This window comes from Nonomuraea sp. NPDC050536, assembly GCF_044457685.1.
In the GTDB taxonomy this organism is placed as follows: domain Bacteria; phylum Actinomycetota; class Actinomycetes; order Streptosporangiales; family Streptosporangiaceae; genus Nonomuraea.
The window spans coordinates 16,357-37,254 of sequence record NZ_JBITHD010000019.1; the positions used below are offsets into that span (position 1 = coordinate 16,357).

Below are 20,898 nucleotides of genomic sequence, written 5' to 3' on the forward strand. Positions count from 1 at the left end.
GAAGCCTATTTTCAGGGAGCCATTCCAGCACCAGGAGGTACCCGTGTTATTACCCTCCGTACGCAGATGGGCTGTCGCGCCCGCCGCCGCGCTCTTCGCGCTGGTCCTGGCGGCAGCGCCCGCCCTGGCGAACGTCGCGATCACCCAGATCGGTGAGGACCCGTTCACCAACGCCACCAGCCAGCACAAGACGCAGGTCGAGCCCGACACCTTCCAGTACGGCTCGACCATCGTCGCCGCCATCCAGACAGGACGCTTCTTCGACGGCGGCTCCTCGGGAATCGCCTTCGCCACCTCTACCAACAACGGCGCCACCTGGACACAGGGCGTGCTGCCCGGCATCACCACGTTCCAAGGCGGGCCGTACGACAGGGTCACCGACCCGGCCGTCGTCTTCGACGCCAAGCACGGCGTCTGGCTGGCCTCCACGCTCGGGCTGTCGGAGGCGGGCGGCGTGCACGGCGCCGCCGTACTCACCAGCCGCTCCACCGACGGGCTCACCTGGGGCAATCCGATCGTGGTCAACGTCGGGAACGACCCCGACAAGAACTGGATCGTCTGCGACAACACCGCCACCAGCCCGTTCTACGGCAACTGCTACACCGAGTGGGACAACTTCGGCAACGGCGACCGCCTGCAGATGAGCACCTCCAGCGACGGCGGCCTGACCTGGGGCCCCGCCAGGAGCACCGCCAACAACGCCACGGGACTCGGCGGCCAGCCCGTCGTGCAGCCCAACGGCACCGTGGTCGTGCCGGCAGCAAGTGCCAACGAGAGCCAGATCATCGCCTTCACCTCCACCAACGGCGGCGCCAGCTGGACCAGAACCCGGCGTGTCGCGGTCGTCAGCCTGCACACGGTCGCCGGAAACCTGCGCAGCGGGCCGCTGCCCTCGGCGGAGATCGACGCCTCCGGCAAGGTGTACGTGGTCTGGCAGGACTGCCGCTTCCAGGCCGGGTGCGCCGCCAACGACATCGTGATGAGCACCTCCACCAACGGCTCGACCTGGAGCTCGATCACCAGGGTCACCAACGACGGCGGCGACCACTTCATCCCCGGAATCGGCGTGGACCGCTCCACCTCAGGCGCCTCCACCAGGATCGGCGTGACCTACTACCGCTACCCGGCGGCCAACTGCACCGCGGCGACCTGCCAGCTCACCATCGGATTCACCTCCTCCACCAACGGCGGCTCCTCCTGGTCGGCGCCCACCCAGGTGGCCGGGCCGATGAACCTGGCCTGGCTCGCCGACACCAGCCAGGGGCGCATGGTGGGCGACTACATCTCCACCTCTGTCCTGCCGGGCGGCAACGCCTACCCGGCCTTCGCGGTGGCCACCGCCAACTCGGGGAGCAGCTTCTTCGAGCACATGTTCACCGTCACGGGCGGCCTGCCGATCACCGGCGGCACCCTCGCCGCCGAGACGGCCCCGGCCAACGGCGGCAACGCGGGGACGACCCCCTCGGCACAGAATTCGCACCGCCACTGAATCGGGAACCGCCTGCGCACGGCAACCACCGTGCGCAGGCACGCCACGAAAGCAAAATCAGCGGTCAAGGAGGCCACTGCCAGTGACGGCCAGTTGACGCCGCTGAAGGGCTGATCTGGCCGCGAATAGGCCGCACCTGAGGGCGCGACCACTTCTGGGCGTCAGCGCGCCCGCAAACAGCTCTCCTGACTTTCCGCATGACGAAGGTTATGAAAATGAGTCTTGTTTGCGGCGAATGAACGGCCCACTCTTCGCGCGCACCACGTCGTTCGTGAAGGGAGCCCGCAATGCCATCTGCGTTACGCAGCGTACGCGTCATCCTCGTCGCGTTCGTGACCGCGGTCGGCGCGTTATCCGCCACGGCACCGCAGGCGCACGCCGTACCGCCGACACCCCCGCAGGTGACCGTCCAGCAAGCCGATCACCAGGACGTCTCCCCACCCCTCAGCTCCATCACCCCGACAGGGACGCCGCAGACCCGGCGCGTCTACCCGCTGCGGCCGATGCCGCAGAGGCCGCAGACCAGCGCGTCCGACCCGGTCGTGCAGCGCAGCCAGCAGAAGGCGGTCGCCGCGCCCACGCCGATCACCAACTTCGACGGCGTCGGCCAGGGCAACTACTCCATCACCGGCGTGCCCCCCGACCCCAACTCCGCGGTCGGGGCCAGCCAGGTGGTCGAGCTGGTGAACACCGCGTTCGCCGTCTACAGCAAGACAGGAAGCCTGCTGTACGGCCCGGCCGACACGAACACGTTGTGGAGCGGGTTCGGCGGCAGCTGCCAGACCAGCAACGACGGCGACGCGACCGTCCGCTACGACAATCTGGCGAACCGGTGGGTGATCACGCAGTTCGCCAACGTGACCTCGGCCAGCGGCCCGTACTACGAGTGCCTGGCCGTCAGCCAGACCTCGGACGCGACCGGCGCCTACAACCGATACTCCTTCCAGTACGCCAACTTCCCCGACTACCCGAAGCTGGCGGTCTGGCCTGACGCGTACTACCTGACCTACAACCTGTTCAACAGCAGCGGCACGACGTTCCTCGGTACTGAGGCGTGCGCGATGGACAGGGCGAAGATGCTGGCCGGGCAGGCCGCCACCCAGCAGTGCTTCACCACATCGGCCACCTACGGCAGCCTGCTGCCCTCCGACCTGGACGGTACGGCGGCGCCACCGGCCGGCGAGCCGAACACCTTCGTGGCGCTCGGGACCACGGCCACGACGCTGGTCTACTGGAAGTTCCACGTGGACTGGACGACCACCGCGAACACCACGTTCACCGGCCCGAGCACGCTGACCGTGGCCGGCTACAGCCCGATGTGCGGCACCTCCGGCACGTGCGTGCCGCAGTCGGGGACCTCGCAGACGCTGGACGCGATCTCTGACCGGCTGATGTTCCGCCTGGCCTATCGCAACCTGGGCGACCACGAGTCGCTCGTGGTCAACCACAGCGTCGGCACCGGCGTGCGGTGGTACGAGCTGCGCATGTCGGGCGGCAACCCGACCGTGTTCCAGCAGGGCACCTACTCCCCCGACGCGACCTACCGGTGGATGGGCTCGGTCGCGATGGACAAGGTGGGCAACATCGCGCTCGGCTACACCGCCTCCAGCTCCTCCATCCATCCGCAGATCCGCTTCACCGGACGGCTGGCCGCGGATCCGGCCGGGCAGATGACCCAGGGCGAAGGCACGCTCGTGGCGGGCAACGGATCGCAGACCTCGTACTCGCGCTGGGGCGACTACTCCAGCATGAGCGTCGACCCGACCGACGGCTGCACCTTCTGGTACACCCACGAGTACATCCCGGCCAACGGCAACTTCAACTGGCACACCCGGCTGGCCTCCTTCCAACTGCCCAACTGCACCGGCCCGCCGTCCAACAACTTCTCCATCGCGGTCAACCCCACCTCGGGCACCGTGACGGCCGGCGGCTCGACCACCGCCACCGTCAGCACCCAGGTCGTCTCCGGCACCGCCGAGACCGTGGCGCTGTCGGCCTCCGGGCTGCCCTCCGGCGCGACCGCCTCGTTCAACCCCGCGTCGGTGACGGCCGGCGCCTCCTCGACGATGACCATCACCACCTCGGCCTCCACTCCGCAGGGCACCTCCCCGATCACGATCACCGGCACCGCGCCGTCGGCCACGCACACCGCGTCGTACTCCCTGACCGTCAACCCGACGGGCGGCGGCGGCCTGACCAACGGCACCTTCGAGACCGGCAACCTGTCCGGCTGGACCACCACCGGCACCGCCGCGGTGACCACCTCGGGACCGCACGCCGGGACCTATGCCGCCCTGGTCGGGGCGACCCCGGGGGCCACCAACGGCGACTCCTCCATCGCCCAGACCTTCACCGTTCCCTCCGGAGTGGGCACGCTGGGGTTCTGGTACAACATCGCCTGTCCCGACACCGTCACCTACGACTGGGCGACCGCGACGCTGCGCGATAACACGGCCGGCACCACGTCCACGGTCCTGCCCAAGACCTGCACGAACACCGGCGCCTGGGTGAACGCCACCGCGCCCGTCACCGCAGGGCACTCCTACACCCTCACCTTGACCAGCCATGACGACAACTACGCCGGTGACGGCACCGCCGTGAAGTACGACGACGTCACCCTGGCCGCCGCCGCTCCCAACCCGATCACCAACGGCACCTTCGAGACCGGCAACCTGTCCGGCTGGACCACCACCGGCACCGGCGTGGTGACCACCTCCGGCCCGCACGCCGGGACCTACGCCGCCCTGCTCGGGGCGACCCCGGGAGCCACCAACGGCGACTCCTCCATCGCCCAGACCTTCACGCCCAGCGCCTCTGGAACGCTCGGGTTCTGGTACAACATCACCTGCCCCGACACCGTCACCTACGACTGGGCCACCGCCACCCTGCGCGACAACACGGCGGGTACGACCGCGACCGTGCTCGCCAAGACCTGCACCAACACCGGCGCCTGGGTGCAGAAGACCGCGCCCGTCACCAGCGGGCACTCCTACACCCTCACCCTGACCAGCCACGACGACAACTACGCCGGTGACGGCACCGCCGTGAAGTACGACGACGTGGCCGTCTCCTAGAAGATCGATGGTGTACGGCACGGCCGTGCCGTACACCATCTCCTCAGCCGACGCCCCGCAGCAGCGTGAAGGTCGACAGGAACTTGTCGTACTGGGCGAAGGCGGGCGAGCGGTGGGAGGCCTGGAAGGTGAACGTGCCTTGCGGGGTGCCCGTCAGGGTCGTGACGAGCACGCCGGAGATCGTGTTCAGGCAGCGCTTGCCGGTGAAGGAGCCACTCAGGCGGACCTTGCGGCAGTAGACGTTGCCCTGCCTGCCGCCGCTCGGCGGCGCGCCGAGCTTCCTGGTGAGGACGAACTGGTCCGTGACGTGGGGCGGAGCGATGGTCAGCCGGATCGAGCGGTGGCTGCCGTGCTTCTCTCTGACGATCCAGCCGGGCGGGTGCCAGATCGCGAACTGGCCGTACTGGCTGGTGTAGATCTCCCAGCGCGGGGGCGGGCCGGTGGTGGGGGTCGCCGCCACGCTGAGCGCGGATGTCGGTGCGCAGGCCGCCAGCAGCAGGCAGCCCGCCGACAGGATCAAGGAGTGCCTGGCCATCCTGATCGGCCTCCTCGGCAGATGTCACCACTGTATGTCCGGATGCGGACATTGTTCAGGGGTTGGCGGTGCAGAAGGTCGGGCATACGGTCGCGTTCGCGGGTCATCCCTCCGAACCGGGTGGGGCATCGTCGGGGGGAACCCGGCTACACCCTCATCGTGTCTTGGAGGCAGGATGCGTTTTCGCCATGCCCTCGTTCTGACCAGCACACTCTTACTCCTGGGGGCGGTCGCCCCCACCGCCACGGCCTCGAGCTTCGGCTACAACGACCTCAAGCCATGGCAGAAGCGGCTCGCCTCGGGCGCGCTCACCGACGCGCTCGCCGAGACCAGCGCCGCCAGGCAGGCGCTGACCGGATTCAGGAAGGCCACCCCGAGCTGCGACGGCCGCCGCGGCGACAACATCAAGGTCAACCAGAACTGCGCCAACATCACCGATCCCGACCTGCACGGCCGCGGCCAGGCGCAGAACGAGACGTGGATCGCCGCCAACCCGAACAACCCGCGGCAGGTCGTCTCCTCCTACAACGACTACCGGCGCGGCGACGGCACCTGCGGCGTGTCCTACAGCGCCGACGGCGGGTCGCACTGGGCCGACGCCACGACCCCGAACGGGTTCACCAGGGGCGGCACGTTCGGCGGCTTCCCCCGCGAGTACTGGCAGGCCGGTGGCGACACCTCGGTGGCCTGGGACAGCCGCGGCAACGCCTACCTGTCGTGCCAGGTGTTCAAGCGCGGCAACGGCGTCACCGAGGACGCCGACCAGTCCAGCGCGTTCTACGTCTACAGGTCCACGGGCACGGGCGGGGCATCGTTCAACTTCGCCGGACGGCCGGTGGCCGAGCACGACGACCTGGCGGGCGCAGGCGACTTCCTGCTCGACAAGCAGCTCTTGACCGTCGACCACTATGTGGCCAGTCCGTTCCGCGACCGGATCTACGTCACGTGGACGACCTTCGCCGCCGACGGCACCGCCTACATCTACGGCGCCCACTCCGCCGACTACGGCGAGAGCTTCAGCGCCCCGGTGCTGATCAGCTCGAACTCGGCACTGTGCTCGAACACCTTCGGCATCCCGACGCCGCAGGGCTCGTGCAACGTCAACCAGTTCTCCGACCCGGCGGTGGGCCCGGACGGCGCGCTCTACGTGACCTGGGCCAACTCCAACACCACGCCCACGAGCGCCGGAGACAACCACCTGCAGATCCTGCTGGCGCGCTCGACCGACGGTGGCGCCACGTTCTCCCCGCCGGTCAAGGTCGGCGACTACTTCGAGCTGCCTGACTGCCCCACATACCAGGGCGGCGCGGACCCGGGCCGTGCCTGCGTCCCGGAGAAGGGCACCACCACCAAGTCGATCTTCCGCGCGGCCAACTACCCCTACGTCGCGGTCAACCCGCGCAACCCCAGCCAGGTCGTCGTGACCTACGGCTCCTACCTCAACCGCAACTCCGGCTCCTGCACGCCCGCCGGGTTCACCGGTCCCCTGGGCAACCCGCTCTACAACGGCGTGAAGGGCGACTGCAACAACGACATCGTGGTCTCCGAGTCCTCCACCGCGGGCGGCGGCTTCACCGGCGGCTCTGCCGACGTGCGCACCCTGCCCTCGGTGGGCGACAAGAGCGACCAGTTCTGGCAGGGCATGGACTTCTCACCGTCAGGCAGGCTCGTGGTCATCGCCTACGACCGCCGCTACGGCGACGACCAGCAGACCGGCTTCTCCGACATCTCCCTGTCGCTCCGGTACGGCGGAGCCTTCCAGACCCGGCGCGTGACCTCCTCCAGCATGCCGCCGCCCACCCAGTTCGGCGGCACGTTCTACGGCGACTACATCCAGGTATCGGCCACCTCCGACACGGCCTACCCGTCGTGGTCCGACACGCGCGCACCCGCGCCGTTCCTGTGCCCGGGAGGCGGCCCGCCCGAGGTGTGCACCGTGCCGGCGCCCCAGGCCGATCCGGCCAACGACCAGGACATCTACACCGCGAGAGTTCCCGATTAGCAGGAGGCACACCATGCTCTCCAGAAGACTGACGGCCTTACCGGTCGTGATCTTCGCGGCGCTCACCCTCTTCGCCGCCCCGGTGCTGGCCAACGTCGCGGTGACCGAGATCGGCGCCGACACCTTCACCAACGGCACCAGCCAGCACAAGACCCAGGTCGAGCCCGACTCCTTCCAGTTCGGCTCGACCATCGTGACCGCCCAGCAGACGGGCCGCTTCTTCGACGGCGGCTCCTCCGACATCGCCTTCGCCACCTCCACCAACAACGGCGCGACATGGACCAGGGGCAACCTGCCCGGCATCACCACGTTCGCCGGAGGCACCTTCAACCGGGTCAGCGACCCGTCAGTGGCCTTCGACGCCATGCACAACGTCTGGATGATCTCCTCGCTGGCCCTCACCGACACCAGCGGCGTCGTGGGCGCCGCCGTCGTGACCAGCCGGTCCACCGACGGCGGGCTGACCTGGAGCAACCCGGTCACCACCGCCTCGGCCGGCGGCGGCAACCTGGACAAGAACTGGATCGCCTGCGACAACACCTCGGCCAGCCCGTTCTTCGGCCGCTGCTACACCGAGTTCGACGACAACGGCGCGGGCAACGCGATCAAGATCGCCCGCTCCACGAACGGCGGACTCAACTGGACCGTGGTCAGCACCTCCGCCACCGGCCTGGGCGGGCAGCCCGTGGTACGCCCGAACGGGACCGTGCTGGTGCCCTACCTGAGCAACAGCAACCAGGTCCGCTCCTTCCGCTCGATCGACGGCGGCGTGAGCTGGCGGGCCACCGTCCTGATCGCCACCGTCCAGGACCACGCGGTCGCCGGAGGCCTGCGCAGCGAGCCGCTGCCCAGCGCGGAGATCGACTCGGCCGGCACGGCCTACGTGGTGTGGCAGGACTGCCGCTTCCAGTCCGGCTGCCCGGCCAACGACATCGTGATGTCCAAGTCGACCAGTGAGACCACCTGGGGCGCCGTCACCCGCGTCACCGCCGACGGCGGTGACCACTTCATCCCGGGCATCGGCGTCGACCGCACGACCTCGGGCGGTACGGCCAGAGTCGCGGTGACCTACTACCGCTACCCGACCGCCAACTGCACGGCCGCGACCTGCCAGCTGACCGTGGGCTACACCTCCTCCACCAACGGAGGCGGCAGCTGGGCGGCGCCCACGCAGATCCAGGGGCCGATGACGCTGTCGTGGATCGCCAACACCAGCCAGGGCCGGATGGTCGGCGACTACATCTCCACCTCGGTCATCCCCGGCGGCAACGCGTTCGCCGCCTTCACCGTCGCCACCGCCCCGAGCGGCAGCACGTTCAACGAGAACACGTTCACCTTCACCGGCGGCCGCCCGATCACCGGCGGCCCCGCCAGGCTCGCCCCCGACACCGCGGTCGCGACCGGCGAACCCGCCCCGACCGAACTCCGCACCGCCCGCTAGCGCAGTGGGGCCGGGTGACAGCCCGGCCCCACTGGAGTTCAGAGATGCTCAGCCGTTCGTCCACTTGATCTCGTATGGCGCGAGTGTGACGCTTTTGCCGTCCACCGTCGCGCTCAGCCGGCCCCCCGTGGTGTTGACCATCAGGAGCTTGTCCTTCTGCGCCAGCACGCGGACCCTGGAATCGGAGGTGATGACCTGGCGCAGCTTGGTGCCGGCCGGGAACCACCTGACGAAGTTGCTGATCAGGTCGCCGGTGGGGAGCGCGGAGCCATCCTGAGAACTCCACATGCAGCCAGCGCAGTCGCCCTGCTTGGTCTGCGGATTCCAGTACAGGGCGGTGGCGGCGCCGGAGGCCGCGAGTTCGATCATGGAGACCGCCTGCACCGCCAGCCGCATGTCCTCCGGCCACTTGGTCTTGCCGTCCTCGGGCATGATGTACCACTCCGACCACCAGATCGGCAGGTTGCCCGTCTTCTCGCGCAGCCACCGGGTGGCCGCGCCGAACTTGGCCGTGGCGCCGAACGGGTCGGGCAGCAGCTCATGGTCGTCCGTAGGAGAGGCGCCGTCGACGACGACGAAGTCGGCGCCCCTCTTGTGCTTGTTCCAGTAGTCGAAGGCGTCCAGGACCGGCTGGTCCACCGCGCCCCACTTGCCCTTGAGCTCGGACGCATCGACGTCGCTGACGCTGTCCATGCCGAGGTACGGCCCGCCGATCTTGGCGTCCGGCCTGACGGCCTTCACCGCGTCGTAGACCTTGTTGTAGAAGGTGGTGTAGCCCGCGATGTCCGGCGGCTGGGAGTGATCGGGCCAGAAGCCCTTGAGCTCGTTCCACACCATGAAGTAGTCGACATTGTCGTAGCGTTGCGCGACCGCAGCGGCCAGCTTGGCGAAGTCGTCGAAATGCGCCGGCTCCGGCGCCGCCTCGAAGTGCTCCTTCTGCCAGGAGGTCTGCCCCGCGGGCCCGCCCTTCATCCAGTCAGGCGCGCAACACAGCGTGATCACGGGCAGGCCGCCGGAACGGTCCATGAGCCGCATACGGCTGTCGAGATCCTCGAAGTGGAACTCGCCGGGCTGCTCCTCCGGGTTGCCCACGCCGAAGCCCATGATGTGCTGGTTCTGCAGCATCGGAACCCGTGACAAGGTCTGGGAAGCGCCGTCGAGCAGCCGCTGGTCGCCGTTGTTGCCGCTGGTCTGGGTGTGCGTGAGTCCCCAGCGCGGCCAGCCGGGATCCACGGGCGGAGGCTCGGCCACGGCCGAAGTCGCGGGCGCGCTCGCCGGGCCCCCCGCCGTGGTCGCGCCTTCAGGAGCGACCGCCGAGCACGCCGACATCCCGGCCACCACGAGCGCCGCCATGACGACGGTCGTGGTCCGGCGAAGCCGCGTCGAACCCCTGCCACGCCACCCCATCAGACCCCTCACCCGATCGTCATGACTCTCGCCCAACGGAGAGTGGCATGTCCGGCATACCGGAGACCAGGTGGAGCCGACAGTTCTCAGGCAACTCTCATGAAACGAGCGCGCTTGGTTGCAAGACAGTCAAAAAGTTGCGCACCCGGGCAAGCGTGCCCGAATCTATGATCGCGAGTGCCGCCATAACGGACCTCGGAGGTTGACCAAGACTCTGATCAAGAGGGCAGATGGGTAACAAGCGGGGTGCGGGAGCGGCCATCGGCTGGACGCTGCTGTCGATCCTGGTTCCGGGGGCCGCGCATCTGCGGGCCGGGCATCGGGTGGTCGGGTTCGGTCTGCTGGCGCTGTTCCTCGGCGCGGGCGCGACCGTGGCGGTGATGGTGGTCTCGTCGGGCGGCGCGGCCGTACTGACCGAGGCGTCATGGGCGCGGGCGCTCACCGGAGGCGCCATCGGCGTCGGCGTGACGTGGGGGCTGCTGGTGATCGCCTCCTACGCGACGCTGCGGCCGCGGCGGCGGCTGGTGTGGTCGGATGCGGTGGCGCTGGTGCTGGTGGCGGCGGTGCTGGCGCCGTTCGTGGTGGCCTCCCGAGCCGTCTCAGAGGTGAACGACACGCTGGGCGACGTCTTCACCGCCCCCGAGGAGCCCACCCCCATCAATCACGCCGACCCATGGGCCGGCCGCGACCGGATCAACATCCTGATGCTCGGCGGCGACGGCGCCGCGGACCGGCGCGGGACCAGCATCCGCACCGACAGCATCAACGTGGCCAGCATCGACGTCAAGACTGGCGACACGGTGCTGTTCGCGCTGCCCAGAGAGATGGAGAACGCCCCGTTCCCCAAGGACAGCGTGATGGGCAGGCTCTTCCCAGCGCCCAAGGGCTTCTACATCTCAGGGCCGGGCCGCGAAGCCGAGGACCTGCTCAACGCCGTCTGGATGTACGCCGACATGCACCCCGAGCCGTTCCACAACTCCCCCACCCGCGCCCCGGACGCGATCAAGGGCGCGGTCAGCCAGATCCTCGGCCTGAAGATCGACTACTACGTGCTGGTCAACATGTGGGGCGTGGCCCACCTCATCGACGCGCTCGGCGGCGTACGCATCCACGTCGAGCAGAACATCTGCTACGGCGTGGGCCGCAGCGACGGCGGCGTCATCAAAGCCGGCACCCGCGTGCTGAACGGCAACGACGCCCTCTGGTACGGCAGGGCCCGCGACCACGACGGATCCACCTGCGCCGGCGGCGACAACCACACCCGGATGCGCCGCCAGCACTGCGTCATCTCCGCCATGCTCAACCAGCTCGACCCCTCCACCGTGCTGTTCAAGTTCAACCAGCTCGCCCGTGCTGCTCGTCAGACGTTCAAGACCGACATCCCGCGCGGCAGGCTGCAGGACCTGGTGCCGCTGGCCGACACGGTCAAGAAGGCCCGCGTCACCACGCTGTCGTTCGTCCCGCCGAAGTACAACCCGGCCTACCCGGACTTCCGCCGCATCAGGGCCGACGTGCGCAAGGCCATCGCCCGCTCGCATGCCACCACGACCCCGGTCCAGGCCAAACCCAGCACCACCCACTCGCCGAAACCCACCAGAACCCTGGTGGCGGCGACGGGCAAACTGTCGGACGCCTGCTCGGCTTAGGATGGGCACCGACTCAATGCTTGCTATATTGCGCAACTATAAAATCGGGCGCGGGAGCAAGCATGAGCACACGTACCAGAGGAACCCGGCGCGGGCAGCGCCGGGCTCCGCGGCGCTCCCGCGGCAGGATGCCACTGGTGGTGCTCATCTGCGCGACCCTGGTCGCCGTGGTCGCGGGTGTGGTCGGCACGATCTACGTCAAGTTCGACTCCAGCATCAGCACCTTCGACGAGCAGGGCGTCGAAGGTAACCGCCCCGCGGCCAACGTCGCCGGGCAGAATATCCTGGTGCTCGGCTCCGACTCCCGCTCCGGCGGCAACGCCAGGCTGGGCGGCGGCAGCGGTGACGTCGGGCGCTCCGACACGACGCTGCTGGTGCACGTCTATCGCGACAACAAGCACGCGGTGGCCGTCTCGATCCCGCGCGACACACTGGTCGACATCCCCCGCTGCCGGCTGCCCAACGGCACCTGGACCGCGCCCCAGACCGGCGTGATGTTCAATGCCGCCTTCTCGGTGGGCCTGACCGCCAAGGGCAACCCCGCCTGCACGCAGAACACCGTGGAGAAGCTGACCGGCCTGCGCGTCGACCACACGATCGTGGTCGACTTCAACGGCTTCGCCAAGATCACCGAGGCGGTCGGCGGTGTCCAGGTCTGCCTGCCCAACGACGTCTACCAGGGCGACCTCAACCCGAATCGCGCCTCCCGCGGTCAGCTTCTGTTCGCCAAGGGTCCCCAGACCGTCTCCGGCCAGAAGGCTCTGGACTATGTGCGCATCCGACACGGCATCGGCGACGGCTCCGACATCGGCCGCATCAAGCGTCAGCAGGCCTTCATCGCCGGCCTGATCAAGAAGGTCAAGGCCCAGGGGCTGGATCCCGGCACCCTGCTCCCGCTGGCCGAGGCCGCCGCCTCCGCGATGACGGTCGACCCCGGGCTCGGCTCGGCCCAGAAACTGCTGTCCTTCGCCCTCGGTCTGAAGGACATCGACCTGCACAACACCAAGTTCATCACCCTGCCGTGGCGCTATCAGGGTACGCGCGTCGCGATCGTCCACCCCGACGCCGACGAGCTGTGGGCCGCGCTCAGGGCCGACCGCACCCTTGACGGCACCGACGCCAGCGGCAGAACCCGCCCCTCCCCGAAGCCGAGCACTCCCATCTCCGGCGCGGGAATCCGTCTGGCCGTCTACAACGGGACCACGGTCCACGGCCTGGCCGCCCGCGCCGCGGCCAAGCTCAAGGCCGCCGGCTTCACCGTCACCGCCGTCGGCACCGCCGCCTCGCAGCAATCGCTCAAGACCACCATCCAGTACGGCGCGGCCACCGCCGACCAGGCGAAATCCGTCGCCCGCATGTTCCCCCGAGCCCACCTCCAACAGACCACCACGCCGGGAATCACGCTCGTCCTCGGCACCGACTACACCCCGGCGGCCACCCCGACACCGGCCCCCACGACGTTCACCGGCAAGGCACGCTCCGCGGACGACGACCCATGCTCCAACCTCTCCTACGGCTGAGCCCTCCCCCGTACATCAAGACCACCAGCAGCCGGAGACACGGTCCGACGCCTGGGGGTCATTCGTGTCGGGGGATGCCGGAGACCTCGTGGTCGGCGTGGAAGAGCGCCTCGTTGATGAGGGCCCGGACGTGGACGTCGCGGGCGCGGTAGAGCACACGACGGCCGTCCCGCCGGGTCTCCACCAGCCCGGACAGGCGCAGCTTGGCCAGATGCTGAGAGACGGACGGCCTGGCCACCTCGATGGCGGTGGCCAGGGAACTCACGTCGTACTCGCCGTGGGACAGCAGCCACATCAGCCGGAGCCGGGTGGCGTCGCTGAGCATGCGGAACGCGTCGACCGCGGTATCCACCTGCGCGCTTGTCGGTTGCTGTTGCGGCGAGGTGGCACCTGATCCGTTGTCGCGTGCATACATGGCTACATATAATCCTCCCGACGACGTTCAACGCAAGCGAGGCGCGGCATGGCTGAACAATCGCACGGGCATGGCCATGGGCACGGGCACGGCCATGGGCATGGGGGCGCGCTGAAGCGGGTGATCTCCCGCGCCGGCCACGCCTTCGCCCCGCACAGCCACGACAGCGCGGACAAGACCGACTCGGCGCTGGAATCCAGCAGCCGCGGGATCCGGGTGCTGGCCGTCTCCTTCGCCGCGCTCGTGGTCACCGCGCTCATCCAGGCGGTCATCGTGGCCGTCTCCGGCTCGGTGGCGTTGCTCGGCGACACGCTGCACAACTTCGCCGACGCGCTGACCGCGGTCCCGCTGGCCATCGCGTTCTCGCTGGGGCGGCGGGCGGCCACGCGCCGCTTCACCTACGGGTACGGCAGGGCCGAGGACCTGGCCGGGATCATCATCGTGCTCCTGATCGCGGCCTCGTCCGCCCTGGCCGGCTACGAGGCGATCACGCGTCTTCTCCACCCGCAGGACGTGCGGGCGCTGGGCTGGGTGGCCGCCGCGGCGGTCGTCGGATTCCTCGGCAACGAGTGGGTCGCGCGATACCGCATCAAGGTGGGCCGGGAGATCGGCTCCGCCGCGCTGGTGGCCGACGGGTTGCATGCCCGCACCGATGGGTTCACCTCGCTTGCCGTACTCCTTGGAGCTGGCGGCGCGGCACTCGGCTTCCCCATCGCCGACCCCGTCGTCGGCCTGCTCATCACCGTGGCGATCCTGTTCGTGCTGCGTGACGCGGCCCGCGAGATCTACCACCGGCTCATGGACGCGGTCGACCCGAAGCTGGTCCAGCAGGCCGAGACGATCCTGACAACGGTCCCCGGGGTGCGGCGGGTGGGGTCGGTACGGCTGCGCTGGATCGGTCACGCGCTGCGCGCCGAGGTGGACATCGCGGTCAGCCACGAACTCTCCCTGGTCCAGGCCCACGCCGTCGCGGTCGAGGCCGAGCACCGGCTCATCCACGACCTGCCCCGCCTACGCGCCGCCACCGTCCACGCCGACCCGGACGGACCCGCCGGCGTCGATCACCACGCCGCCCTGACAACCCACCTTTAACGCGGACGGTCAGGTAGGGAGTGGAGCGACTGAGGAGCGGCGGATCATGCGAGAGCGGAGCGTGTGCATCTCGCGGCGTGGTTCCGCGCCGTCGAGGGTGTCGAGGAGCATCTGCGCCGCCTTCTCGCCGAGCTGGTGGACGGGCTGCTCGATCATCGTCAGCGGCGGCTCCATGACCGCCGCCCACGCGCTGTCGTCGAAGCCGATGAGCGCGACGTCGCGCGGGTAGGACAACCCGGCGGCGCGCAGGGCGCGCAGCGCGCCGGTCACCGCGTCGGTCTCCGTGCAGAACAACGCGGTGATCCGGTCGGGGAGGGCGAGCATCCTGGCCACCTCCTGCGTGGCCCGCTCCTCGACCTTGGGCCCGACCATCACCAGCTCGGGGTCGAACGGGATGCGCGCGTCGTCGAGCGCGTCGAGGTAGCCGCGCAACCGCTCGCCGTCGGTCCACAGGTTGCGCGACGCCTCCGCGAGCAGCTCGCGCCGGGTGGCGGGCGCCTGCGGCGCGGGCGGCCCCCACACGAACCCGATGCGGCGATGGCCCGCCTCGATGAGCGTCTCGACGGCTTCGCGCGCCGCGTCGCGGTTGTCGATGACCACCGCGTCGAGGTCGAGCGCGGAGATCGCGCGGTCGACGAGGACCACGGGGATGCCGCGGTCCATGGCCGCCTCGATGTGCGCCACCTCGCGCTTGTCGACCGCGGCCGAGGCGATGATGACGCCGTCGACGCGCTTGTCGATGAGCACGTTCGTGGCCGCGATCTCCTCTTCGAGGTTCTCGTACGTGCTCAGCACGATCGTGTCGAAGCCGCGCGCACGCGAGGTGTCGCAGATGCCGCGCACCACGCCGGCGAAGAACGGGTTGCCGATGTCGGCGACGATCACCCCGAGGGTGTGGGTCACGCCGGTCGACATGCTCCGCGCGAGCGCGTTCGCCCGGTAGCCGAGCTTCTCGGCCGCCGCCAGCACCCGCTCGCGCAGCTCCGGGCTGACGTATCCGTATCCGCCGAGGGTACGGCCGGCCGTCGCCCTGCCGACGCCCGCCTCCGCGGCCACCTCGGAGATCGTCGGCCGCCCACGCTCAGCCCGACCCTGGCCCCGCTCAGCTGGCATGGATGGCGTCCCTCATTTCTCGCGTCCGGAGGCTCATCACATGCTAGTCACGGTGGGTAGCCCCGTGCGTAGCGCAGTGGGCCTGCCGTACCCGAAGGCGCCTTCGACGAAGCACTGCTCGTAGGCCGCCTGCGCGCCCCCGCGCAGGGCCTCCTCGATCATGCCGGGGCGGGCGGCGGCCTCCGCGGACCAGCCGCGGCGCAGCAGCGAGACGGCGAAGCCGGCCAGGAAGGCGTCGCCGCAGCCCATCGTGTCGATCGGGTTCTCGACGCGGTGGGCCGTGGTGGCCATCGTGACGCGGCCGTCGGTGGCGATGGCCCCGTCGACGCCACGGGTGCCGAGCGCGAGCCGGGCACCCCGTCGTACGGCGTCGGACAGCAGGGCCCGCGTGGCGGCTTCGTCGAGGTGGGAGCAGGACAGTAACACCAGGTCGGCGTGCGGGCAGACGCGGTCGAGGTAGGAGGGCGCGCGGAACTCCTCCTCGCTGGAGAGGTCGAAGCTGACCAGCGTGCCGAGTCCGGCGAGTTTGCGCAGCTCGTCTTCGCTGCGCGAGTAGACGCTGGAGTGCACGAGGTCGAAGGACGACACGTAGGCCAGCAGCTCGCCGTCCAGCACGAGGGGCTCGCGCACCGTGACGCCGCCGCCGTTCCAGCCGAGGAAGACGCGGTCGCCGCCGTCGACGCGCAGGGTGGAGACGCCCGTCTCGCCGGCGCGCACGACGCAGCGGTCGACGGAGACTCCCTGGGCGGCGATCGACTCCCTGAGGAAGCGGCCGAGGCCGTCGTCGCCGAAGACTCCCAGGTAGGCGGCTTCGAGACCGAGGCGGCCGGCGTAGACGGCGACGTTCACGCTGTTGCCGCCCGGGTAGTCGAGGCCGCGGTCGACGAACCGGTCGACGATGTTGTCGCCGAAGCCGAGGACCTTCGCCATGGGCTCAGTAGTCCATGACCCGGTAGTAACGGCGCAGGTCGAGCGAGTGGTCGCGGACCCGTTCCAGGTGCTTGCTGACGCGGCCCAACACGGTGTCGAGCACGAGCGGCGCGAGCAGACCCCGGAACTCGGGGCTGATGCCCACGAGCGGGTAGTCACGGGTGTCGAAGACGGTGACGTCCTTGGACACCCGCCTGGCGAAGGCCTCGACGCGTTCCGTGAGGGGCCGCGTCTCGTCCTCGCCCTGGAAGATGATCACACTGGTGTCCTCTTCGAGCAGCTCGAGCGAGCCGTGGAAGAACTCGGCGCTGTGCACCCTGGTGGTGCGCAGCCACTGCATCTCCTCGAGGATGCACATGGAGTACAGGTAGGTGAAGCCCCACAGGTTCCCGCCGCCGACGAGGAAGTGGTAGCCGGTGTCGCGGTGCGCCTCGGCGAAGGCGATCGCCGCCGGCTCGGCCTGCTCGGCCACGTCGAGGAGGATCCGCGGGATGTTCGCGAACTCGTCGGCGAACTTCTCGTAGCCGTCGAACTCGCCCCTGCGCCAGAGCAGCCTGCCCATGAACAGCAGCATCTGCATGTCGAAGGGCCACGTCTTCGGCTCGGTGACCAGGGCGATGTCGACCTTCTCGGCGACGGGCGAGTCGGGGTGGCCGGTGAAGCCGATCGTGTGGGCGCCCTTGGACCTGCAGTAATCGATGGCGCGGATGCTGTCGTCGGTGGTGCCCGAGACCGAGGTGAAGATCGCCACCGAGCGCTCGCCGAGCCTCGCGTCACCGGAGACGATCAGCTCCGCCGCGATGGCGGCGCGCACGTCGAGGGTGGAGCGGCGCCTGGCGAGGTGCTCGTACGGCCACATCTGGGCGTATGTGCCGCCGGCGCCGACGAGGAAGAGGTTGTCGAAGCCCTCCTCGACGAGGCGGTCGACCAGCTCCTCGATTTCGGGCCGCAAGGCCACCGCGCTCTCCAGCTGGGAGAGGAATTCGGGCTCGTCGAATCCGAGCATCGTCGCGTCCTTCCAAGAGTTCTGAGACCGGTATCACGCGGGCATCAACCTGGCACAGCCATCGCTACGCCGTCAACAGCCCAGCTTGCCGTACGTGTCGATAAAGATCTTGATGGTAGGGCTGGTACCGGTCTCAGTTCATCTGTACAGTCGGCCCAACTCTCCCCCGAGAGAAAGGAAGCCCATGCGCCCTCTCGCGCTGACGACGTTCGCGATCCTCGCCCTCAGCGGCTGCGCAGCCGGGGCGACGAACGCCCCCGCGGCCGACATCGCCGCCAAACCGGAGTTCTCCGGCACCCTGAGCATCCTCACCAAGTTCGCCGGCGAACCCCTCAGCTCCTACTTCGAGAAGCTCGCCGCGGCGTACGAGCGGACGCATCCCGGGGTCAAGGTCGAGCTCATCCAGGAGACGGACCAGAGCATCAAGGACAAGACCAAGACCCTGACCGCCTCCAACGCCCTGCCCGACATCTACTTCACCTGGACGGGCAACTGGGCGGAGAACTTCGTCCGCGGCGGCCGCGCCGCCGACCTCACCAAGGTCATCGGCCCGGGCACGCCGTGGGGCAGGACGTTCAGCAAGGCTTCGCTGTCGGCCTTCGCCTACGACGGGAAGTACTACGGGATCCCGCTCTACAACGACGGCAAGTTCATGGGCTACAACAAGGCCGCGTTCGCCAAGGCCGGGGTCAAGGTGCCCACCACCTTCGAAGAGCTCGTCGGAAGCTGCGCCGCGCTGCGCAAGGCCGGCTACGAGCCCATCGCCTTCGGCAACAAGGACGGCTGGCCCGCGCTGCACTACCTGCAGCAGCTCTTCGCCTACGACGTGCCGCCCGCGACCTTGGAAGCCGACTTCCGGCCCCAGACGGCCAAGCTCGACCACCCCGGCTATCTCACCGCGCTGAAGCAGTTCAAGACCCTGGTCACCGACTGCACCGGCTCCCGCGAGGGCACCAACGGCGTCCTCTACACCACGGCGCAGGAGGCCTTCTCCCGCGGCAAGGCGGCCATGTACTTCCAGGAGGTCCTGGAGTTCGACAACGCCACCGCGGGCAAGGGGCTCGAGCCCGCCGACTTCGGCATCTTCCCGCTGCCCGTCCCCCAGGGCGCGGGCGGCGACCCGAAGACGATCGAAGGGGCGCCCGAGGGTTATCTGGTCAACGCCAGGTCACCGCGCGCCGCACTCGCCGTCGACTTCATGAAGTTCGTCACCGGCCTGGAGAACGCGAAGACCCTGTCCGCTCCCCCGTACGGCCAGCCCAGCACGGTCGTCGGCGCCGTCACGGAGAAGACCTCGAGCAAGGCCGTGTTCGAGGGCATCGAGCTGGTCAATCGCGCACCGCGGCTGGCCATCTGGCTCGACACGGTCACCGTGCCGGAGGTCGCCGACGCCTGGCTGTCCGGCGGCGAAGCGCTCATCACCGGCGCGATGACCCCCGAGAAGGTGCTCGACAGCGTGCGCCAGGCCTCGGCGTCGGCCAAGTAGCCGCACCATGCGCGCCATCTCTCAACGGGCGCTCGGGCTCGCCTGGGTCGTGCCCGCCCTCGTCCTGGTCGGCGTGTTCGTCTACCTGCCACTCGTGCAGAACTTCGGATTCAGCACGCTCAAGTGGGACATCTACAGCGGAGAGCAGGAGTTCGTCGGCCTCGAGAACTACCGCAAGCTCCTCGACGATCCGGTCTTCTGGTCATCGTTGCTCAACAACGCGATGTACGCGGTGATCTCGATCGTGTTCCAGGTGTTCGGCGCGCTCCTGCTCGCCGCGCTCATCGAGAGCATTCGCGGCGACCGGTGGCGGCGCGCCCTGCGCGCCGTCTACTTCATCCCCTCGGCGATCTCGCTGACCGTCGCCGGCCTGCTCTTCTACTTCATCTACGAGCCCAACCTGGGCCTGCTCAACCACGCACTCGCCGCCGTCGGGCTGGGAGAGTACGCCCAGGCATGGCTCGGGCAGGAGAGCACCGCGATGCCCGCGGTCATCGCGATGAGCCAGTGGCAGGGCTTCGGCTACTCCACCCTGCTGTTCGCCGTCGCGATCCAGCGCATCCCCTCGGAGATCTACGGCGCCGCGGCCCTCGACGGCACCGGGCCGGTCCGCCGCTTCTTCCAGGTGACGCTGCCCCTGGTCCGGGAGATGACCGGGCTCATGACCATGGTCACCATCTCCGGCGCCTTCCAGGTGTTCAACGAGGTCATGGTGATGACCAGCGGCGGGCCCGACAACTCGACCCAGGTGCTGGGCACCTGGCTGTACCGCAGCGGGTTCGTGCGCAACAACTTCGGTTACGCCGCCGCGGTCGCGACGGTCATCTTCGTGATCACGCTGGGCATCGCCATGGCGCAGCTGTGGGTCACCCGTAGGAGAAGGGTGGAATGGTGAGCCGCCTGAGCCTGCTCGGCGTGATCGGCCGCGTGTTCCTGTGGGCCTTCCTGCTCTGCCTCGCGGCGGTCGTGCTCTATCCGCTGCTGTGGATGGTGCTCAACGGGTTCAAGACGAACGCCGAGCTCTTCGGCGACCCGTTCGCGCTGCCCGTCGACTGGAGCTTCGACAACTATCGCAAGGCGTGGAACCGCGGGGTCAGCGACTACCTCACGACCAGCGTGCTGGTCACGCTGACCTCGACGGTCGCGACCGTGTTCGTGAGCGCCTGGGCCGCCTACGGCCTCACCCGCGTGGCCGTCCCGCTCAACAAGGTGATCTCCGCGCTGATCCTGGGCGGCCTCATGCTCGCACCCACCGTGGCACTCGTCCCACTGGTGCGGATGTTCCAGGCCATGGGCCTGTACAACACCTTCTGGGCGCTGCTCATCCTGTACACGGCCTTCCGGGTGCCCTTCACCACCTTCCTCATCCGCGCGTACATGATCGATCTGCCGCGCGAGGTCGACGAGGCCGCCAAGGTGGACGGCGCGGGGCGGCGGACCGCCTTCTGGCGGATCATCCTGCCCATGTGCAAGCCGATCCTCACCTTGACGGTCCTGCTGCACATCCTCTTCGCCTGGAACGAGTACCTGTTCGCGATGGTCTTCACCAGCGGCAGCGGCGTGCAGACCCTCCCTGTCGGCCTGACGAGCCTGATGAGCAAGCACGGCACGGACTTCCCTGTCGTCTTCGCCGGCATGGCGATCGCCGCCGCCCCGGTGGTGCTGCTGTTCTTCCTCGGCCAGCGCTACATCGTCAAGGGCCTCGCCGACGGGATCGGGAAGTGACGCTGACACCGGATGGT

At 69.0% G+C, this 20,898-nt stretch carries 16 protein-coding genes; 10 read left to right on the plus strand and 6 right to left on the minus strand.

Annotation, left to right across the window (positions count from 1 at the left end; all coding sequences use genetic code 11):
• The first annotated feature begins 43 nt into the window (after positions 1–43).
• Both ACIBHX_RS39340 and ACIBHX_RS39345 read left to right on the plus strand, forming a co-directional pair.
• Positions 44–1,489, plus strand: coding sequence for an exo-alpha-sialidase (locus ACIBHX_RS39340; protein ID WP_397072551.1), 1,446 nt, complete (start codon positions 44–46; stop codon positions 1,487–1,489).
• 287 nt (positions 1,490–1,776) lie between these two features.
• A complete protein-coding gene (locus ACIBHX_RS39345) occupies positions 1,777–4,563 on the plus strand; it encodes a hypothetical protein (RefSeq protein WP_397072552.1) in 2,787 nt (928 codons plus the stop codon).
• Positions 4,564–4,606: 43 nt separating this feature from the next.
• Here ACIBHX_RS39345 and ACIBHX_RS39350 read toward each other — a convergent pair whose 3' ends face one another.
• Positions 4,607–5,098 carry a hypothetical protein gene (locus tag ACIBHX_RS39350; protein WP_397072553.1) on the minus strand — a complete coding sequence of 164 codons (492 nt, stop codon included), beginning with the start codon at positions 5,096–5,098 and terminating at the stop codon, positions 4,607–4,609.
• A 175-nt stretch (positions 5,099–5,273) separates the two neighbouring features.
• Here ACIBHX_RS39350 and ACIBHX_RS39355 point away from each other — a divergent pair, with 175 nt between their 5' ends.
• Both ACIBHX_RS39355 and ACIBHX_RS39360 read left to right on the plus strand, forming a co-directional pair.
• Entirely contained in the window at positions 5,274–7,100 is a 1,827-nt protein-coding gene (locus ACIBHX_RS39355) for a sialidase family protein (protein ID WP_397072554.1), read from the plus strand.
• A 13-nt stretch (positions 7,101–7,113) separates the two neighbouring features.
• Positions 7,114–8,541: a sialidase family protein gene (locus ACIBHX_RS39360; protein WP_397072555.1), complete on the plus strand. Its 1,428-nt coding sequence runs from the start codon at positions 7,114–7,116 to the stop codon at positions 8,539–8,541.
• Between the two features lie 48 nt (positions 8,542–8,589).
• On the opposite strand, the gene ACIBHX_RS39365 is transcribed toward ACIBHX_RS39360, so the two are convergent.
• Positions 8,590–9,894, minus strand: a complete 1,305-nt coding sequence (locus ACIBHX_RS39365) for a xylan 1,4-beta-xylosidase (RefSeq protein WP_397072556.1) — start codon at positions 9,892–9,894, stop codon at positions 8,590–8,592.
• Between the two features lie 284 nt (positions 9,895–10,178).
• Between ACIBHX_RS39365 and ACIBHX_RS39370 the strand changes: the two genes are divergently transcribed.
• A complete protein-coding gene (locus ACIBHX_RS39370; RefSeq protein WP_397072557.1) occupies positions 10,179–11,594 on the plus strand; it encodes an LCP family protein in 1,416 nt (471 codons plus the stop codon).
• Between the two features lie 62 nt (positions 11,595–11,656).
• The gene (locus ACIBHX_RS39375; RefSeq protein ID WP_397072558.1) at positions 11,657–13,114 is read left to right on the plus strand and encodes an LCP family protein; all 1,458 of its coding nucleotides are present in this window, start codon (positions 11,657–11,659) and stop codon (positions 13,112–13,114) included.
• A 58-nt stretch (positions 13,115–13,172) separates the two neighbouring features.
• Here ACIBHX_RS39375 and ACIBHX_RS39380 read toward each other — a convergent pair whose 3' ends face one another.
• Positions 13,173–13,466: an ArsR/SmtB family transcription factor gene (locus ACIBHX_RS39380; protein ID WP_397072559.1), complete on the minus strand. Its 294-nt coding sequence runs from the start codon at positions 13,464–13,466 to the stop codon at positions 13,173–13,175.
• Positions 13,467–13,577: 111 nt separating this feature from the next.
• Here ACIBHX_RS39380 and ACIBHX_RS39385 point away from each other — a divergent pair, with 111 nt between their 5' ends.
• Positions 13,578–14,621, plus strand: coding sequence for a cation diffusion facilitator family transporter (locus ACIBHX_RS39385; protein WP_397072560.1), 1,044 nt, complete (start codon positions 13,578–13,580; stop codon positions 14,619–14,621).
• Between the two features lie 9 nt (positions 14,622–14,630).
• Here ACIBHX_RS39385 and ACIBHX_RS39390 read toward each other — a convergent pair whose 3' ends face one another.
• From ACIBHX_RS39390 to ACIBHX_RS39400, 3 genes are read right to left on the minus strand one after another with little or no spacing between them, the layout of a single operon-like run.
• Positions 14,631–15,734 (minus strand): LacI family DNA-binding transcriptional regulator, encoded by a 1,104-nt coding sequence (locus ACIBHX_RS39390; protein ID WP_397072561.1) that lies wholly within the window; start codon positions 15,732–15,734, stop codon positions 14,631–14,633.
• 36 nt (positions 15,735–15,770) lie between these two features.
• Positions 15,771–16,664 (minus strand): PfkB family carbohydrate kinase, encoded by an 894-nt coding sequence (locus tag ACIBHX_RS39395; protein ID WP_397072562.1) that lies wholly within the window; start codon positions 16,662–16,664, stop codon positions 15,771–15,773.
• 4 nt (positions 16,665–16,668) lie between these two features.
• Positions 16,669–17,670: an SIS domain-containing protein gene (locus ACIBHX_RS39400; protein ID WP_397072563.1), complete on the minus strand. Its 1,002-nt coding sequence runs from the start codon at positions 17,668–17,670 to the stop codon at positions 16,669–16,671.
• A gap of 184 nt (positions 17,671–17,854) precedes the next feature.
• Between ACIBHX_RS39400 and ACIBHX_RS39405 the strand changes: the two genes are divergently transcribed.
• From ACIBHX_RS39405 to ACIBHX_RS39415, 3 genes are read left to right on the plus strand one after another with little or no spacing between them, the layout of a single operon-like run.
• Entirely contained in the window at positions 17,855–19,156 is a 1,302-nt protein-coding gene (locus tag ACIBHX_RS39405) for an ABC transporter substrate-binding protein (protein WP_397072564.1), read from the plus strand.
• 7 nt (positions 19,157–19,163) lie between these two features.
• Positions 19,164–20,051, plus strand: coding sequence for a carbohydrate ABC transporter permease (locus ACIBHX_RS39410; RefSeq protein ID WP_397072565.1), 888 nt, complete (start codon positions 19,164–19,166; stop codon positions 20,049–20,051).
• Positions 20,045–20,881, plus strand: a complete 837-nt coding sequence (locus ACIBHX_RS39415) for a carbohydrate ABC transporter permease (RefSeq protein WP_397072566.1) — start codon at positions 20,045–20,047, stop codon at positions 20,879–20,881. The genes ACIBHX_RS39410 and ACIBHX_RS39415 overlap by 7 nt, the downstream gene beginning before the upstream one ends.
• Positions 20,882–20,898 lie beyond the last annotated feature (17 nt).

What these genes read in the sequence shown, in the direction of transcription:
- ACIBHX_RS39345 (WP_397072552.1), top strand. Translation starts at nt 1,777, where the DNA reads ATGCCATCTGCGTTACGCAGCGTACGCGTCATCCTCGTCGCGTTCGTG.
- ACIBHX_RS39350 (WP_397072553.1), bottom strand. Translation starts at nt 5,098, where the DNA reads ATGGCCAGGCACTCCTTGATCCTGTCGGCGGGCTGCCTGCTGCTGGCG.
- ACIBHX_RS39355 (WP_397072554.1), top strand. Translation starts at nt 5,274, where the DNA reads ATGCGTTTTCGCCATGCCCTCGTTCTGACCAGCACACTCTTACTCCTG.
- ACIBHX_RS39360 (WP_397072555.1), top strand. Translation starts at nt 7,114, where the DNA reads ATGCTCTCCAGAAGACTGACGGCCTTACCGGTCGTGATCTTCGCGGCG.
- ACIBHX_RS39365 (WP_397072556.1), bottom strand. Translation starts at nt 9,894, where the DNA reads ATGGCGGCGCTCGTGGTGGCCGGGATGTCGGCGTGCTCGGCGGTCGCT.
- ACIBHX_RS39370 (WP_397072557.1), top strand. Translation starts at nt 10,179, where the DNA reads ATGGGTAACAAGCGGGGTGCGGGAGCGGCCATCGGCTGGACGCTGCTG.
- ACIBHX_RS39375 (WP_397072558.1), top strand. Translation starts at nt 11,657, where the DNA reads ATGAGCACACGTACCAGAGGAACCCGGCGCGGGCAGCGCCGGGCTCCG.
- ACIBHX_RS39385 (WP_397072560.1), top strand. Translation starts at nt 13,578, where the DNA reads ATGGCTGAACAATCGCACGGGCATGGCCATGGGCACGGGCACGGCCAT.
- ACIBHX_RS39390 (WP_397072561.1), bottom strand. Translation starts at nt 15,734, where the DNA reads ATGCCAGCTGAGCGGGGCCAGGGTCGGGCTGAGCGTGGGCGGCCGACG.
- ACIBHX_RS39395 (WP_397072562.1), bottom strand. Translation starts at nt 16,664, where the DNA reads ATGGCGAAGGTCCTCGGCTTCGGCGACAACATCGTCGACCGGTTCGTC.
- ACIBHX_RS39400 (WP_397072563.1), bottom strand. Translation starts at nt 17,670, where the DNA reads ATGCTCGGATTCGACGAGCCCGAATTCCTCTCCCAGCTGGAGAGCGCG.
- ACIBHX_RS39405 (WP_397072564.1), top strand. Translation starts at nt 17,855, where the DNA reads ATGCGCCCTCTCGCGCTGACGACGTTCGCGATCCTCGCCCTCAGCGGC.
- ACIBHX_RS39410 (WP_397072565.1), top strand. Translation starts at nt 19,164, where the DNA reads ATGCGCGCCATCTCTCAACGGGCGCTCGGGCTCGCCTGGGTCGTGCCC.
- ACIBHX_RS39415 (WP_397072566.1), top strand. Translation starts at nt 20,045, where the DNA reads ATGGTGAGCCGCCTGAGCCTGCTCGGCGTGATCGGCCGCGTGTTCCTG.